The organism is Paraburkholderia sp. FW306-02-B, from assembly GCF_058782725.1.
This window is the reverse complement of the sequence record NZ_JBYSXZ010000001.1, coordinates 2,010,921-2,026,119: the sequence shown is the minus strand read 5'-3', so window position 1 is coordinate 2,026,119 and position 15,199 is coordinate 2,010,921. Positions and strand designations below refer to the sequence as shown.

Here is a 15,199-nt window from a genome sequence, read left to right as displayed (position 1 = left end):
CTGTCAGGGAAATCAGTGGGTGATTCTTTGTTCAGTAGGAACCATCGGCTTCGCCTCGGCGTTGTGCTAGCGGGAAATAAGGTGAGGGCTGGCTTGGTGAGCTTGCGAATGTGGCGCTGCACGCAATGTAGAAACGCATAAACGCACAGACCGCAGGTCACGGCACAGACAAAACCCCGCACGCCAGAATCGACCGGTGGTTTGGTGAAGTACCGCTACGGCGCGCGCAGCGCCGCCGGAAGTATGACTGTCTTGTCACCAAGGCTGAATGTGCGAGAGCACAGATTCCAGATGTTCCACTACCTCCTCCAAGCCAGGGGACCCGCTTAAGAGCTGGCGGTGTAAAGCCGCTTTCTTTTGCCTACTTTTCTTTGCGGCAGGCAAAGAAAAGTAGGTGCCGCCCCGCACAGGGGCGACGCTAATAAACCAATAGAAAAAGAAAAAGCCAACGCCGCAGGCGTACAACCAGAAGCGCCGAGCAGGCAAACAGCACGAGGCGAACGCTAATAAACCAAAAAGAAAGCAAGGAAAGGCAACGCCGTAGGCAAACACCCCAACCAGGCGCTACGCGCAAAAAAAACTAAATCGCCATAACAGCCCGCCTCCTCTCCGCCCTCTGCATAAAATAATTCCCCACCACCACCCCAACCGTGACAACGGCAATAAACAGAGTAGCGAGAGCATTCATCTCAGGATTCAACCCGAGCCGAACGCGAGAAAACACGACCAGCGGCAAAGTAGTCGACCCAGGACCGGACAGGAAGGCCGACAAAACCAGATCGTCGATAGACAAAGTAAAAGACAACAACCACCCAGACACGAGAGCCTGCGAAATCAACGGCAACGTAATAGAGAAAAACACCCTAACCGGCGTAGCCCCAAGATCAAGCGCAGCTTCTTCAAGAGAAGGGTGCAACTCCCTCACGCGGGACTGAACAATGATGGCCACATAAGAAATACACAACATTACGTGTCCGATCCAGATCGTGAAAATGCCACGCCCGGCAGGCCATCCCAGCCACTTGGCCATTTCGATGAACAACAGCAACAGCGAAATCCCCTGAATCACCTCGGGAATCACCAGCGGCGCATTGATCATCCCGGTATAGAGCGTGAACCCACGAAACCGCCCCATCCGCGCGAGCACAAAGCCAGCCCATGTGCCAATCACAACCGACGCAAACGCCGTCAACAACGCAACGCGCAACGACAACCACGCCGCAGCAATCAACTCATCATCCTGCAACAACGCGGCATACCACCGCGTAGAAAACCGCGTCCACACCGTGACCAGCTGCGATTCGTTGAACGAATACACAACCAGACTCACGATCGGCACATACAGAAACAAAAATCCAATCCCCAATGCAATGACCTGCAAAATCCGGTTCGGCTTCATCAGCGCCTTTCCTCCATCGCCTTAGCCTGCGCGTACTGGAAAAACGCCATCGGTACCAATAACAACAACACCATCGCGCACGTCACGGCAGACGCCATCGGCCAATCGGCGTTGTCGAAAAATTCATTCCACATCACACGGCCAATCATCAGCGTGTTCGCGCCGCCCAGCAATTCAGGAATCACGTACTCGCCCACCGCCGGAATGAACACCAGCAGGCACCCGGCGATGACGCCGTTCTTCGACAACGGCAACGTGATCTGCCAGAACGCCTTCCACGGCTTCGCGCCGAGGTCGTAGGCGGCTTCCAGCAAGGTCATGTCCATCTTCACCAGGTGCGCGTACAGCGGCATCACGAGGAACGGCAGGTACGAATACACCATGCCGATATAAACCGCGGCATTCGTGTGATACAGCTCGATGGGCGTATGAATCAGCCCGGTCGACATCAGGAAGTTGTTCAGCAAACCGTTGTTCTTCAGAATCCCGATCCACGCATACACGCGAATCAGAAACGACGTCCAGAACGGCAGCATCACCGCCATCATCAACAGATTGCGGCTCGCCGGATTCGATCGCGCGATGTAGTACGCCATCGGATAGCCGATCAACAAACACAGTAAGGTCGATACCGCCGCCACCACCACCGAATTCACGTAAGTCGCGAAATACAGGCTGTCGGTCAGCAGAAACGCGTAATGCGAAAGATCGAGCGCGACGTGAACCACGCCGTCCGTATAGGTCGTCAGTTCCGTATAAGGCGGAATGCCGAGCTGCAGATCGGCGAAGCTGATCTTCACGACCAGCAGGAACGGTACGAGGAAAAACAGCAGCAGCCAGACGAACGGCCCGGCCACCACCGCCGTGCGGCCGGTCAGGTTGAAGCGCCGTACCGGCCACGATGCCAGAGAACTCATCGAGCGCTTCATGCTGTCAGCACCACGCCGGCCGCTGCGCTCCAGCGCACGTACACTTCGTCGCCCCAGGTGGGCGGATCGATTTCGCTCAATGCGAGACTCGTGACATTCGCGATCACCGTTTTGCCGGCCTCGAGCTTCACGTGATACAGCGAATAGCCACCCATGTAAGCGATATTCGTCACGACGCCCTTGCCCCAGTTGTACGCGCCTTCAGGCGGCTTGCGCGTAAGCGAGATGCGCTCAGGCCGCACTGAGATCGTCACCGGCATGCCGAGCGGACCGGTAATGCCGTGGCTCACATAGAGGCGGCTCGGCAGATCGGGCGTTTCGATGAACACGTGATCGGGTTCGTCTTCGACGACGTTGCCTTCGAACAGATTGGTCGAGCCAATGAACTCGGCCGAAAAGCGGCTGTTAGGATATTCGTAGACCTCGTGCGGCGTGCCGAGCTGCACGATCTCGCCTTCGCTCATCACGGCGAGGCGCCCGGCCATCGTCATGGCCTCTTCCTGATCGTGCGTCACCATGATGCAGGTCACGCCGACCTTGTTGAGAATGTTGACCAGTTCGATCTGCGTACGCTGACGAATCTGTTTATCGAGTGCGGACATCGGCTCGTCGAGCAACAGCAGCTTCGGCCGCTTGACCAGCGAGCGCGCGAGCGCGGCGCGCTGCTGCTGCCCACCGGAGAGCTGATGCGGCTTGCGCTTGGCGAAGCGGCCCATCTGCACGAGTTCGAGCGCGTTCTGCACGCGCTCTTTCATTTCGGCTTTCGGCACGCCTTCCTGCTTGAGACCGAAGGCGACGTTGGCCTCGACCGTCATGTGCGGGAACAGCGCATACGACTGGAACATCATGTTGATCGGCCGTCGGTATGGCGGCAACTGCGCGAGATCTTCACCGTCGATCAGGATCTTGCCCGAGGTCACGCTCTCGAGACCGGCCAGCATCCGCAGCAAGGTCGATTTACCACAGCCGGAGCTGCCGAGCAGCGCGAACAACTCGCCCTTTTTCACCGACAGATTGACCTGCTTGACCGCCACGGTCTCGCCGAATTTCTTCACGACATCGACGATCTGGACGAAGTTTTCCGCTGCGCCTTCGGCAACGGCGCTGAGGCTCGGGGACCGCAAGCCGGCCCCTGCCAGCGCGCCCAACTGGTCGCTACTCATCATAATGCTGCTTCACTCCGGCGTTTGACGAACAAAGCCCCCGGTGGGCACCGGGGGCTTCATGACGATACTTACCCGTTCACAGTGGCCGCGGGTTCAGCGGCCGGACTTGAATTCAGTCCACAGCCGCGTCTGCAGCCGCTGGATTGCCGGCGGCAGCGGCTTCAGCAGGAACAGCGTCTTGATGACGTCAGGCGGCGGATACACGGCCGGGTCGTTCGCCACGTCCTTGTCCACGTACTTGCGCGCCTCGAGGTTGGTGCTCGGATAGTAGACGGCGTTGGTGATCGCTGCGTGCACCTGCGGCGTTTCGATGTAGTTGATCCACGCGAGCGCGGCTTCCTTGTTCTTCGCGTCCTTCGGAATCGCCATCACGTCGAACCAGACCGGCGCACCGCCCTTCGGAATGTAGTACTCGATCCTGTAGGCCTTCTTCGCTTCGACCGCGCGATGCTTGGCGATCACGACGTCGCCCGACCAGCCGTACGCGAAGCACACATCGCCGCCGACCAGGTCGTTGATATAGCCCGACGAGTTGAACTGCGTGATGTACGGGCGGATCTTCTTCATCATGTCGAGCGCGGCGCGGTAGTCGGCCGGGTTCGTACTCATCGGATCCTTGCCGATGTAGTGCAGCGCGGCGGCGAACATCTGGTCCGGTGCGTCGAGCACGGACACGCCGCAGGCTTTCAGCTTCGAAATGTTTTCCGGCTTGAAGAGGACGTCCCAGTTGTCGAGCGGCACGTTCTTGCCGAGGATCTGCTGCGCCTTGGTGACGTTGTAGCCGAGGCCGGTCGTACCGTACGCCCAGGGCACCGTGTACTTGTTGCCCGGATCGGCGCCGGCCACCAGCGCCATTAGCGACGGGTCGAGGTATTTCAGGTTCGGCAGCTTCGATTTGTCGAGCGGCGCGAAGATGCCCGCGGCGATCTGTTTGCCGGCGTAATTGCTGGTCGGCACAACGATGTCGTAGCCGGAATTGCCGGTGAGGAGCTTGGCTTGCAGCGTATCGTCGCTGTCGTAGTTGTCGTATTTGACCTGGACGCCGGTCTGCTTGGTGAAGTTCGGGATGGTGTCCTTGGCGATGTAATCGGACCAGTTATACACGTTCAGCTGCGTGTCTTTCGCAGCGGCCGTCAACCAAGGCGTCGCACACAAGACCAGCGCCGCCACTTGCCCCACTACCCGTCTTTTCATTTCGTTCTCCGATTCTGACCGGCCGAGCCGACCTCGTCCTCATTCACGCCGCGCTACAGCACGCGCGGCTCCCCTGAAAAACCCGAAAACTACCATTAATTATTGCGCGCTTCAAAAAAAATGCCAGGCTGTCCCGCAAACAACACAGCGTAAGCCGCGCCGCTACAAAATGGGCGCAATTTTAGCGGGTTATCGGCCCGTGTCTACCCGAAAAAAACGCCAGTGTCCGTCGCGGTGTTGTGTCGCTGTCACGTTACACCCGCTGTTTGGACTTTGGTTGGACAGCACAGCGCCCATCAGCTGCTGGCGGCAAGCCAGGTGGTGCGGAGCCTGCAATTGCCTTGCGGTCGTGCCGTCGATTCGCTAGACGCCGGACGCTCGCCTGATGCGCGGCCTGCCGCGCGTGCTGGCCGGGCTGTCCGGGCTGTCCGGGCTGTCCGCCGCGTTCATTGTCGTGTTGAACGGCGCGCAGTTGTGGCCACTCTTGCGGCAATTGGCATTTGGCATTTGGCGGATGAGGCAGTTTTTGTTTGATCCGCTCCATCTATTTGCGAATGAAGCCGTTTTGTAAGCATTCTCTTAGTATCTCCCGATGACATGCGACGCCGCTCGATGCGGCGCCATACCGGTTGTACTTCCACGTTCGCGGCGGCTGCCGCTGTCCGAGGCGAATGCCGGCGCCCAGGGTGGCGCTTGCCGGGCCCTTCATTGCGTCCGCGAGACGCATGCGCCGCATCGGTTAACATAGCGGAACTCCGCTTCCCGCCCCAAGGTTTCCGATGGCTTCGAATCTCCACGATCTTCCCGACAGCCCGTGCATCGGCGTCTGCTCCACGCTCTTCGACGAAGTCTGCAAAGGCTGCGGCCGCACCGCGGCTGAAGTGTCCAATTGGGTATTCCTCAGCGACGAGGAAAAGCACGCTGTGTGGGTCCGCATCGAGCAGGACGGCACGGCGATGCGCTTCAAGTACGACAAGCTGTAACCGCTGCTCGGCCCGGTTCGCGCTTGCAATAAGCGCTTGCAATAAAAAACGCCGGGAGGCCCCGGCGTTTTTTCTTTTTTTGAGCGCTGAGCCCGAACAGGCTGCAATCAGAACCGCATACCGACACCCAGACCGACCACCACCGGATCGATACTCAGTCGGCCGAGCGACTGACCGCCGAGCGATGCATCCGTGTGCATCCAGATCTTCTTGATGTCCGCGTTGACGAACAGCGACTTGGTCACCTGCACGTCGACGCCGGCTTGCAACGCCGGGCCGAAGCTGTGATTCGTGATCGAGATCGGCTGTCCGCCTGCGTTCAGACCGTTGTTGTAGAAATACGTGTAATTGATACCCGCACCGACATACGGACGGATACGCCCGGCGTGATTGAAGTGATATTGCAGCAGCAGCGTGGGTGGCAGAACGTTCACGCCACCGAGATTGCCGAGGCTCGACGTGAGCTGATGGCGCGACGTGCCCAGAATCAGCTCGACGCCGAGGTAATCGCGGATCATGTACGTCAGATCCAGTTCCGGCACGATGGCGTTGTTGACGCCAACGTTCAGCGCCGACAGCGATTGGTTGGTCGTCACGTTCGGCATGATGCTGATCGCCCGCAGACGCACCAGTACGTCGCCGGCGTGAATGCCGCTCATCTGGTCGTCGCCGGCGGCGTGCGCTTGCTGAGCCAGAGCGCCCGCGCATAGCAGGCTCGATGCGACAGCGGCGGCCTTGATTCTGTTCCTGAGCGAGTGCTTCATGTTTTTCCCCGAGTGTTTGTTTGCTTGCGGGGATTGTCGAAGGTCTCGCCAGCGTGCGCGTTGACGCGTATCAACCAAGCGAAAATGCCCGCCGCCCTGCGACTGCCGGTCGCGTCACGCCGGTCAACAGCAATTCGATCAGATCGTGCACGCTGCGAATCGCGCTGCCGAACGGCAATGCTTCGCGGCCGCGGAAGAACAGACCATTGGCCACATCGCCGCGCAACGCCGCGGCCAGTCGCGTATCGATGCAGAAGTGGCCGAACTTCTCGATACCGTCGCGCATGCCACAGACGCTCAGGCATTCGAGTGCGGTCGGACAGGCCTGTTTGAGCGCGCCGATCTTCTCGCGAATTTTTGTTTCGTTGCGCAGATAGCGCATCAACCAGGGCGTTTTCACGGCGCGCGCGGGCAATCCCGTGACGCTGACAAACTCGACGATGTCATCGGGCGTCGCGTCTGCCAGCACGCGCTTGAAGTCAGGATGCGCATCGCCTTCTTCGGTGACGGCGAACGGCGTGCCGAGCTGCACGCCGCTTGCGCCCGCGTTCAACAGATCACGCACGGCTTCGTGGCTATTGATGCCGCCCGCGACGATCAACGACACGTCTTTGCGATCCAGGCCGAGCGACGTGAATACCGCATCGAGTTCTTCGAAGATGCGGAAAAAGTCGAAGCGCTGGTCGTGCAGGTCTGCGAGGTTGGTCACGCCAAGGTGGCCGCCTGCGCGGGCCGGATGTTCGATCACGACGGCGTCTGGCAGACGGCCTTTTTTCATCCACTTTTTCAGCACCAGCGCGATGCCGCGGCTGTCCGACAGGATGGGGATCAATGCAATGTCGTGGCCTTCGGTCATGTCGGGCAAATCGAGCGGCAGACCCGCCCCCATCACGATCGCGTCGGCGCCGTTTTCGCAGGCGACGCGCACGTAGTCTGCTTGCGCGTTGACTGCTTTCATCACGTTGACGGCGATCATCCCGCGACCTTCGCTGATTGCTTTGGCGGCGTGGATTTCGCGGGCTAGCGCGGTGAGGTTGGCTTGTTCCAGGGTGGCCCGGTCTGGGGTTTGACGGCAGAGTTCGATCAGATCGTGGTGATGATGGCGCAGGTCGATGCTGGCGATGGTGCCGAGTGCGCCCTCACGGGCGACGCTGCCGGCGAGCCGGTGAGCTGAGATGCCCACGCCCATGCCGCCTTGCACGATCGGCAGTAGAGCGCGGCCGCGGATGGTTAGAGGTGGGAAGGAGTGAGAGGTAAGCATGGTGACCCGCTGGGTGGATTATCGAAATGGTGATAATCGGTCGTTAGGCGCGGCTTGCGTTGCTTTGGGTCAAGGGGTTGGTTTGCAGGTTTGGTTTTCGGTTTGGTTAGTTGATGTCGGTCACTTCGTAGTGAGGTTTTTTTTGGGTTTTTTTGCCTTCGCGGCGCTGTTGGTTGTTTGCCTGCGGTGGTGGCCTTTCCTTGCTTTCTTATTGGTTTATTAGCGTTCCCCCTGTGCGGGGGAGCACCTACTTTTCTTTGCCTGCCGCAAAGAAAAGTAGGCAAAAGAAAGCGGCTTCACACCGCCAATTCTTAAGCGGGTCCCCTGGCTTGGAGGGGGCAGTGGCGCATCTGGAATCTGCGCTCTCGCACACTCCGCGCTGGTGACAAGGCCGTCATCCTTCCGGCGGCGCTGCGCGCGCCGTAGCGGTACTTCTCAAAACCGATGGGGCGTACGCGCCCCCGGCATCATCCTTCCCGCCTCGCACTACGTGCTCGCCGGAACGGTCTGCAAGGGAAACCCGTGGTTGGTTTTTTGCTCGGTGGGGGCCATCGGCTTCGCCTCGGCGAGGCGCTGAATTGTGCAAGTGCGACCCACCGCGCCGGGCGAAACGAAGATGCGGAAAACGGCTGGCGGTTTGATGAAGTACCGCCGCGAGTTACGCTAGCGCAGCAAAGGCAAGCCGCTACGCGTGAACAACTGCAGGCGCCGAAAGCGCCCGACGGACCCGGCGGTTTTATGAAGCACCGCTGCGGCGCGCGTAGCGCCGCCGGAAGTATGACGGCCTTGTCACCCGCGCGGAGTGTGCGAGAGCGCAGATTCCAGATGCTCCACTGCCCCCTCCAAGCCAGGAGACCCGCTTCAAAGCTAGCGGTGTGAGCCGCTTTCTTTTGCCTACTTTTCTTTGCGGCGGCAAAGAAAAGTAGGTGCTCCCCCGCACAGGGGGAACGCTAATAAACCCATATCAATTCAAGGAAAGGCCACCACCGCAGGCAAACAACCAACATCGCCACACCATAAAAAAAAGCCCACTTCAAAGAAGCAGGCTTTGCAGCAAAAAGTGAGGCAACGAACAGCTTACTGTACGCCTTGGCTCAACAGGAAGTCTTCATAGTTACCACCGAAGTCATTCAACGTCCCATCCGTACGCACTTCAATAATCCGGTTCGCCAACCCGCTCACAAACTCACGATCGTGGGACACGAAAATCAACGTTCCTTCGTACTTATCAAGCGCGATCTGCAGCGACTCGATCGACTCCATGTCCATGTGGTTGGTCGGCTCGTCCATCAGCAGCACGTTGTGGCGGCCCAGCATCAGCTTGCCCCAGATCATGCGGCCCTTCTCGCCGCCCGACAGCACCTTTACAGACTTGCGGATGTCGTCGGCATTGAACAGCAGCCGGCCGAGCGTGCCGCGCACCATCTGCTCGTCGTCGCCTTCCTTGCGATAGCCGTCGATCCAGTCCATCAGCGTGACGTCGTCCGGAAACTCTTCGTACGTGTCCTGCGGCATGTAACCGACATTCGCGTTTTCGGCCCACTTCACCGTGCCGTGATCGAGCGTGAGCTTGCCGAGCAGCGAGCGCAGCAGCGTGGTCTTACCCGCACCGTTCTCGCCGATGATCGCGACACGCTCGCCCGGCTGCACGCTGATGCTGAAATCGTTGAAAATCTGGCGCTCGTACTTCTTCGAAATCCTGTCGGCGACCACCGCGATGTTGTGCAGCTTCTTCTCGTACTCGAAGCGAATGAACGGGTTCTGCCGCGACGACGGCTTGAATTCCTCGATCTTGATCTTGTCGATCATCTTCAGACGGCTGGTGGCCTGACGCGCCTTCGACTTGTTGGCCGAGAAGCGGCGCACGAAGTCCTGCAGGTCGGCGACGCGCTCCTTCGCCTTCGCGTTGGCGTTCTGCTGACGCTCGCGCGCCTGCGTGCTGGCCAGCATGTAGTCGTCGTAATTGCCCGGATAGACCTTCAGCGTGCCGAAGTCCATGTCGGCCATGTGCGTGCAGACCTGGTTCAGGAAATGTCGATCGTGCGAGATGATGATCATCGTCGAGTTGTACTGGTTGAGCACGTCTTCCAGCCAACGGATCGAGTTGATGTCCAGGTTGTTGGTCGGCTCGTCCAGCAGCAGCACGTCCGGCTTCGAGAACAGCGCCTGCGCAAGCAGCACGCGCAGTTTCCAGCCCGGAGCGACGTTGCTCATCGGACCGTTGTGGTCTTCGATCGCGATGCCGATGCCGAGCAGCAGTTCGCCCGCGCGCGCTTCGGCGGTATAACCGTCGTACTCGGCAAACTTCGCTTCGAGTTCGGCGGCGTGCATGTAGTCGTCGTCGGTGGCGTCCGGGTTCGCGTAGATCGCGTCGCGCTCGGTCATCGCGGCCCACATTTCGGTGTGGCCCATCATCACGACGTCGAGCACGCGCACGTCTTCGTACGCGAACTGATCCTGGCGCAACTTGCCGAGACGCACGTTCGGCTCGAGCATCACGTTGCCCGAACTCGGCTCCAGATCGCTACCGAGAATCTTCATGAAGGTGGATTTACCGCAGCCGTTCGCACCGATCAGGCCATAGCGGTTCCCTTCCCCGAATTTGACCGAGATGTTCTCGAAGAGGGGCTTTGGCCCGAATTGCATGGTGATATTGGCGGTAGACAGCACGGCGCGTCCCTTTGAATGTGATATCGGCGAAAAACCGAATATTTTAGCAGGTTATCGCGAAACCAACCCGCACGCGCGCCTACCATCCGGCTTTAACGTGCATCAAGCGCCGCGCGGCGTCTGCAAAACGTCGATGAAGGCCGACAGATCGGCCTCGGCGAGGCCCATTGCCGCGCCCAGCCGCAACAGTTGCTGGACCGTCGAAGCCACCGGCATCGGCGTACCGGTTTCGTAAGCGGTGGCCGCAACCGTGTCGATGTCCTTCTGGAACGTGCGAAACGCGCCGATCGGCGCGAGCCCGTTTTGCGTCATGCGCGGCACGAAAATCTGCAACAGCACCGAATCGGCCCAGCCGCCCGCGAGACCCTCGGCCAGTTTGGCGGCGTCGATGCCGCTGCGCTGCGCAAGACTCACCGCTTCGGCGATCGCCGCCAGCGTCGCGGTGACGATGGTCTGATTGCAGAGTTTGGTGGTCTGACCCGCTCCGACCTCCCCCATATGCGTGACGCGGGCCGCGTACGCGCCGAGCACCGGCCTGAGCGCCTCGACATCCGCCGCGGCGCCGCCGGCCATGACCGCCAGCGTGCCAGCCGCAGCGCCCGCCACCCCGCCCGACACCGGCGCATCGATCCAGCCGACGCCAGCGCCCTCGCCCGCAACCGCTGCCGCTCGTTGCGCGAGCACGCGCGTCGCCGCCGGCGGGATGCTGGAGTGATCGACAATCCAGCGCATCCGGCCCGGTGCGCCGACGCTGAGCAGCCCGGCGTCACCGAACACCACCGCTTCGACCGCTGCCGCGTCCGCGACGCACAACAGCACTGCTTCACAGCGTGCGGCCAGCTCAAGCGGCGTATCGACGACCTGAGCGCCGTCTTCCAGCAGCGCTTGCGCTTTGGCACGCGTGCGGTTCCAGACATGCACGGTATGCCCTGCACGCAGCAAATGCCGGATCATCGGCGCGCCCATCAAACCGGGACCGCAAAAACCAAGTTCCACTTTCAAGCCTCGTCAGGTTTCAGGTTGAGTTTGCGTGGACATGATAGCGGCCGCGCCTGCCGCCGGCATATCGGGCACGCGATCTGCGGCATGACGCACTCAGCTCGCTTACGCGCCGGACGCCAGCCGCGTTCCATTGCCTATACTTTTTGCACACCAACGAAGATCAAAGGAGGAAGTTCATGTCAGACCACGTCTACAAACAAATCGAACTGACCGGTTCATCGACCCAGTCGATCGACGACGCCATCAGCACCGCGATTACAAAAGCATCGAAGACGCTGCGCAATTTGCACTGGTTCGAGGTGACGGAAACGCGGGGCCAGATCGAAAACGACAAGGTCGCGTACTGGCAGGTCACGATCAAGGTCGGCTTGCGCATCGACTAGGGCGTTGCGCGCTCAACCCGGGCGGAATTCAAAGCAAAACCTGAAGCCCCAAAAAAAGCTGCGTCCGTACTGGACGCAGCTCCTTAAAGCAGCGGTTGCTGAAACCGCCGCCCGGTCATTCGCGACCCCGTCGATGGCGACCCCGTCGATGGCGACCCCGTCGATCATCGCGAACCTACATTACTTCGGCAGCGAACCGTCCACGCCTTCCACATACCAGTTCAGGCGCTGCAATTCCGGATCGGTCAGCGTCTTGCCGGCCGGCACCTTGACCGCGCCGGCCTGGTCCTTGATCGGGCCGGTAAACACGTCCCACTTGCCGCCCGCCAGTTCATCGCGCTTCGCCGCCACCTGCTTCTGCGCGTCGGCCGGAATCGCCGACGTGTTCAGGTCTTCAAGATTGACGGCCTTTTGCGGCATGCCCCACCACACTGGATCGTTCTTCCACTTGCCGTCCAGCACCTGCTGGATCGCCGCGTTGTAATACACGCCCCAGTGCGCGACCACCGAGCCGAGGTGCGCGTCAGGACCGAACTTCTTCATGTCCGAATCCCAGCCGAACGCGTGCACGTGCTTTTCCGATGCGGTCGCGAGTGTCGCGCTCGAATCGGTGTTTTGCAGCAGCACGTCGGCGCCCTGCCCGATCAGCGTTTCAGCGGCCTGCTTTTCCTTGCCCGGATCGAACCAGCTGTTGATCCAGATGACCTTGGTGTGCACCTTCGGATTCACCGAACGCGCGCCCAGCGTGTACGCGTTGATGTTGCGGATCACTTCAGGAATCGGCACCGAAGCGACGAAGCCGAGCGTGTTGGTCTTCGTCACATAGCCCGCGGCGACGCCGGCCAGATACGCGCCCTGATACATGCGCACGTCATAGGTGCCGAAGTTCGGCGCCTTCTTGTAGCCGGTCGCGTGCAGGAACACCGTGTCCGGAAAGTCCTTCGCGACCTTCAGTTCGAAGTCCTGGTAGCCGAAGCTCGAACCGATGATGATCTTGTTGCCCTTGTTCGCCAGATCGCGGAACACGCGCTCGGAGTCGGCCGATTCCGGCACGTTCTCGATGCGGGTGATCTTGATCTTGCTGCCGAACTTCGCTTCGGCTTCCTTCGAACCCTGGTCGTGCGCGAAGGTCCAGCCGGCATCGCCCGGGTTGCCGAGGTAGACGAACGCGACGCCCGGTGCGTCGGCGGCCTGTGCGGTTTGCGCGAGCGGCGCGGCGAGCGCCAGCGAGGCCGCGCCCCATGCAAAGGCGGTCAGCAGATTTCTTCTCTTCATGTTTTCTCCTGTCGTGTCTATCGAATGCGTGTTTATCAAATGCGCGTTTATCAAACGATGTAAAACGTGTGGTCGGTCGATGGGGATCAACCGCGTCAGCCTGCCGAGAAAAACGGCTTGCCGAGCGATGCCGGCGCATTCAGACGGATCGTGTTCGGATTGCGCGAAATCAGCACCAGCACGACGACGGTCGCGACATACGGCAGCATCGCGAGGAATTGCGTCGGCACCGGCACGCCGATCGCCTGCGCGTAGAACTGCAAGCCGGTCACCGCGCCGAACAGCAGCGCGCCGATCAGCAGACGCCCCGGGCGCCACGTCGCGAACACCACCAGTGCGAGCGCGATCCAGCCGCGGCCCGAGGTGAGTTGCTCCTGCCACAGGTGCAGGTTGACGATCGAGTAATAACCGCCCGCGAGCCCTGCCATGCCGCCGCCGAACGCCACGGCGCCATAGCGCACGCCGACCACTGGAAAGCCGACCGAGTGCGCGACTTGCGGCGATTCGCCGACCGAGCGCAGCACGAGGCCCGCACGCGTGCGGTACAGGAACCAGCCGATCACGGCGAACATCAGGAACGCGAGGTAGTCGAGCGGAGTGAGGCTGAAAAGCGCGGGGCCGAGCACCGGAATCTTCGACAGACCCGGAATAGTCCACGTGTCGATCGTCGCGCGCACGGCTGCCGACGTGTACGGCTTGCCGACATACGCGGAGAGGCCGATGCCGAAGATCGTCAGCGACAGGCCGGTGGCGACCTGGTTGGCGAGCATCGTGAGCGTGAGAAACGCGAACAGCAGCGACATCGCGAGACCCGCGCCGATCGCGGCGACCACGCCGAGCCACGGGCTGCCGCTAATCGCGGTGACCGCGTAGCCGGTGACCGCGCCCATCAGCATCATCCCTTCGACGCCGAGATTGAGAACGCCCGACTTTTCGGTGACGAGTTCGCCTGCGCCCGCGAACATCAGCGGAATCGCGGCGGTAACGGCGCTCGAAGTGAGCGCGCTGGCTTGTTGAATATCCATGGAGATCCGGCGGGGAAAATCAGTGAGCCTGCGCGGCCAACGAACGGCGGCGCACGCGGTAGTTCACGAACAGGTCGGCGCCCAGCAGGCAGAACAGCAACAGCCCCTGGAACACACCGGAGAGCGCCTGCGGCAATTGCATCGAGGTCTGCACCGCTTCGCCGCCGAGGTACAGCAGCGCCATCAGCAGGCTTGCGAGCACGATGCCGATCGGATGCAGCCGCCCAACGAACACGACGATGATCGCGGTGAAGCCGTAGCCCGGCGACCACGTTGCCTGCAACTGCCCGATCGGGCCGGCGATCTCACCCATGCCGGCGAGGCCCGCCAGAGCGCCGCTGATCAGCAGCGACGTCCAGATGGTTTTCTTGTCGGAGAAACCGGCGTAGCGCGCGGCGAGCGGCGCGAGACCGCCGACATTCATCCGGTAGCCGGCAAAGCTCTTGCGCATGAACAGCCACACGAGCGGAATCGCGATCAGCGTGACGAACACCGACGCGTTCAGACGCGTGCCGCGCAGCCATTTCCAATGCCAGTCGCCGGCGAACGTCGGGTACAGCGCGTCGCCGCCGAACATCTCCGAGAGCGGGAAGTTCATGCCCTGCGGATCGCGCCACGGGCCGCTCACCAGATAGATCAGCAACTGCGTCGCCACGTACGTGAGCATCAGGCTGACGAGAATCTCATTGGTGTTGAAGCGGCTCTTCAGGAGCGCCGGAATCGCCGCCCACGCCATCCCGCCGAGCACACCGGCGATCATCATGGTCGGCAGGATCCACCAGCCGGTGGCCTGATCGAAATAGATCGCGACGCCGCTCGCGGCGATGCCGCCGAGCAGCATCTGCCCTTCAGCACCGATGTTCCAGACGTTCGCGCGATAACCGATCGCGAGGCCGAGGCCGATCAGGCACAAAGGCGACGCCTTCAGCAGCAGTTCGGACCAGCCGTTCACGCTCGCGAGCGGCTCGATGAAAAATGCATGCATCGCCTGCAACGGATCGCGGCCGACGAGGCTGAAGATCAGGAAGCCGATCGCGAGCGTGAGCAACGCGGCAATCAGCGGCACGGCGAGCTGCATCGTGCGCGAGGGCGTCGTGCGTGCTTCGAGTCGATACGGAAGAATCATGGTTAGCGTGTGGTTTGTCTGG

At 60.9% G+C, this 15,199-nt stretch carries 15 protein-coding genes; 4 read left to right on the top strand and 11 right to left on the bottom strand.

Features of this window, described 5'->3' with window-relative positions:
- Nucleotides 1-580 precede the first annotated feature (580 nt).
- The 4 genes from AC3WOG_RS08930 to AC3WOG_RS08915 form a co-directional block, all read right to left on the bottom strand.
- Nucleotides 581-1,399: an ABC transporter permease subunit gene (locus AC3WOG_RS08930; RefSeq protein ID WP_492577644.1), complete on the bottom strand. Its 819-nt coding sequence runs from the start codon at nucleotides 1,397-1,399 to the stop codon at nucleotides 581-583.
- A complete protein-coding gene (locus AC3WOG_RS08925) occupies nucleotides 1,399-2,328 on the bottom strand; it encodes an ABC transporter permease subunit (protein ID WP_492577643.1) in 930 nt (309 codons plus the stop codon). Before AC3WOG_RS08925 ends, AC3WOG_RS08930 begins: the two co-directional genes overlap by 1 nt.
- Nucleotides 2,325-3,491, bottom strand: coding sequence for an ABC transporter ATP-binding protein (locus AC3WOG_RS08920; RefSeq protein WP_492579744.1), 1,167 nt, complete (start codon nucleotides 3,489-3,491; stop codon nucleotides 2,325-2,327). The genes AC3WOG_RS08925 and AC3WOG_RS08920 overlap by 4 nt, the downstream gene beginning before the upstream one ends.
- 96 nt (nucleotides 3,492-3,587) lie before the next feature.
- Entirely contained in the window at nucleotides 3,588-4,688 is a 1,101-nt protein-coding gene (locus AC3WOG_RS08915) for a polyamine ABC transporter substrate-binding protein (RefSeq protein WP_492577642.1), read from the bottom strand.
- 385 nt (nucleotides 4,689-5,073) lie between these two features.
- On the opposite strand from AC3WOG_RS08915, the gene AC3WOG_RS08910 reads away from it, so the two are divergent.
- Entirely contained in the window at nucleotides 5,074-5,259 is a 186-nt protein-coding gene (locus AC3WOG_RS08910; RefSeq protein WP_492577641.1) for a hypothetical protein, read from the top strand.
- Nucleotides 5,260-5,467: 208 nt separating this feature from the next.
- Entirely contained in the window at nucleotides 5,468-5,671 is a 204-nt protein-coding gene (locus AC3WOG_RS08905) for a DUF1289 domain-containing protein (protein WP_341315486.1), read from the top strand.
- Between the two features lie 107 nt (nucleotides 5,672-5,778).
- Here the strand turns inward: AC3WOG_RS08905 and AC3WOG_RS08900 are convergent, their stop codons facing one another.
- Both AC3WOG_RS08900 and AC3WOG_RS08895 read right to left on the bottom strand, forming a co-directional pair.
- Nucleotides 5,779-6,435: an OmpW/AlkL family protein gene (locus AC3WOG_RS08900; RefSeq protein ID WP_492577640.1), complete on the bottom strand. Its 657-nt coding sequence runs from the start codon at nucleotides 6,433-6,435 to the stop codon at nucleotides 5,779-5,781.
- A gap of 70 nt (nucleotides 6,436-6,505) precedes the next feature.
- On the bottom strand, nucleotides 6,506-7,696 hold the full coding sequence (locus AC3WOG_RS08895) for an NAD(P)H-dependent flavin oxidoreductase (protein WP_492577639.1): 1,191 nt from the start codon (nucleotides 7,694-7,696) through the stop codon (nucleotides 6,506-6,508).
- On the opposite strand from AC3WOG_RS08895, the gene AC3WOG_RS08890 reads away from it, so the two are divergent.
- A complete protein-coding gene (locus AC3WOG_RS08890; RefSeq protein ID WP_492577638.1) occupies nucleotides 7,695-7,919 on the top strand; it encodes a hypothetical protein in 225 nt (74 codons plus the stop codon). The two genes, AC3WOG_RS08895 and AC3WOG_RS08890, sit on opposite strands and share 2 nt — an antisense overlap.
- Nucleotides 7,920-8,773: 854 nt before the next feature.
- On the opposite strand, the gene AC3WOG_RS08885 is transcribed toward AC3WOG_RS08890, so the two are convergent.
- Nucleotides 8,774-10,366, bottom strand: coding sequence for an ABC-F family ATPase (locus tag AC3WOG_RS08885; RefSeq protein ID WP_492577637.1), 1,593 nt, complete (start codon nucleotides 10,364-10,366; stop codon nucleotides 8,774-8,776).
- A 102-nt stretch (nucleotides 10,367-10,468) separates the two neighbouring features.
- Nucleotides 10,469-11,362: an NAD(P)-dependent oxidoreductase gene (locus tag AC3WOG_RS08880; RefSeq protein ID WP_492577636.1), complete on the bottom strand. Its 894-nt coding sequence runs from the start codon at nucleotides 11,360-11,362 to the stop codon at nucleotides 10,469-10,471.
- A gap of 182 nt (nucleotides 11,363-11,544) precedes the next feature.
- On the opposite strand from AC3WOG_RS08880, the gene AC3WOG_RS08875 reads away from it, so the two are divergent.
- A complete protein-coding gene (locus AC3WOG_RS08875; RefSeq protein ID WP_492577635.1) occupies nucleotides 11,545-11,751 on the top strand; it encodes a dodecin in 207 nt (68 codons plus the stop codon).
- Between the two features lie 180 nt (nucleotides 11,752-11,931).
- On the opposite strand, the gene AC3WOG_RS08870 is transcribed toward AC3WOG_RS08875, so the two are convergent.
- The 3 genes from AC3WOG_RS08870 to AC3WOG_RS08860 all read right to left on the bottom strand — a co-directional run bounded on the left by AC3WOG_RS08870 (nucleotide 11,932) and on the right by AC3WOG_RS08860 (nucleotide 15,177).
- Nucleotides 11,932-13,026 carry a BMP family ABC transporter substrate-binding protein gene (locus tag AC3WOG_RS08870; RefSeq protein ID WP_492577634.1) on the bottom strand — a complete coding sequence of 365 codons (1,095 nt, stop codon included), beginning with the start codon at nucleotides 13,024-13,026 and terminating at the stop codon, nucleotides 11,932-11,934.
- Between the two features lie 95 nt (nucleotides 13,027-13,121).
- A complete protein-coding gene (locus AC3WOG_RS08865) occupies nucleotides 13,122-14,051 on the bottom strand; it encodes an ABC transporter permease (protein WP_492577633.1) in 930 nt (309 codons plus the stop codon).
- A gap of 19 nt (nucleotides 14,052-14,070) precedes the next feature.
- Nucleotides 14,071-15,177, bottom strand: coding sequence for an ABC transporter permease (locus tag AC3WOG_RS08860; protein WP_492577631.1), 1,107 nt, complete (start codon nucleotides 15,175-15,177; stop codon nucleotides 14,071-14,073).
- Nucleotides 15,178-15,199 lie beyond the last annotated feature (22 nt).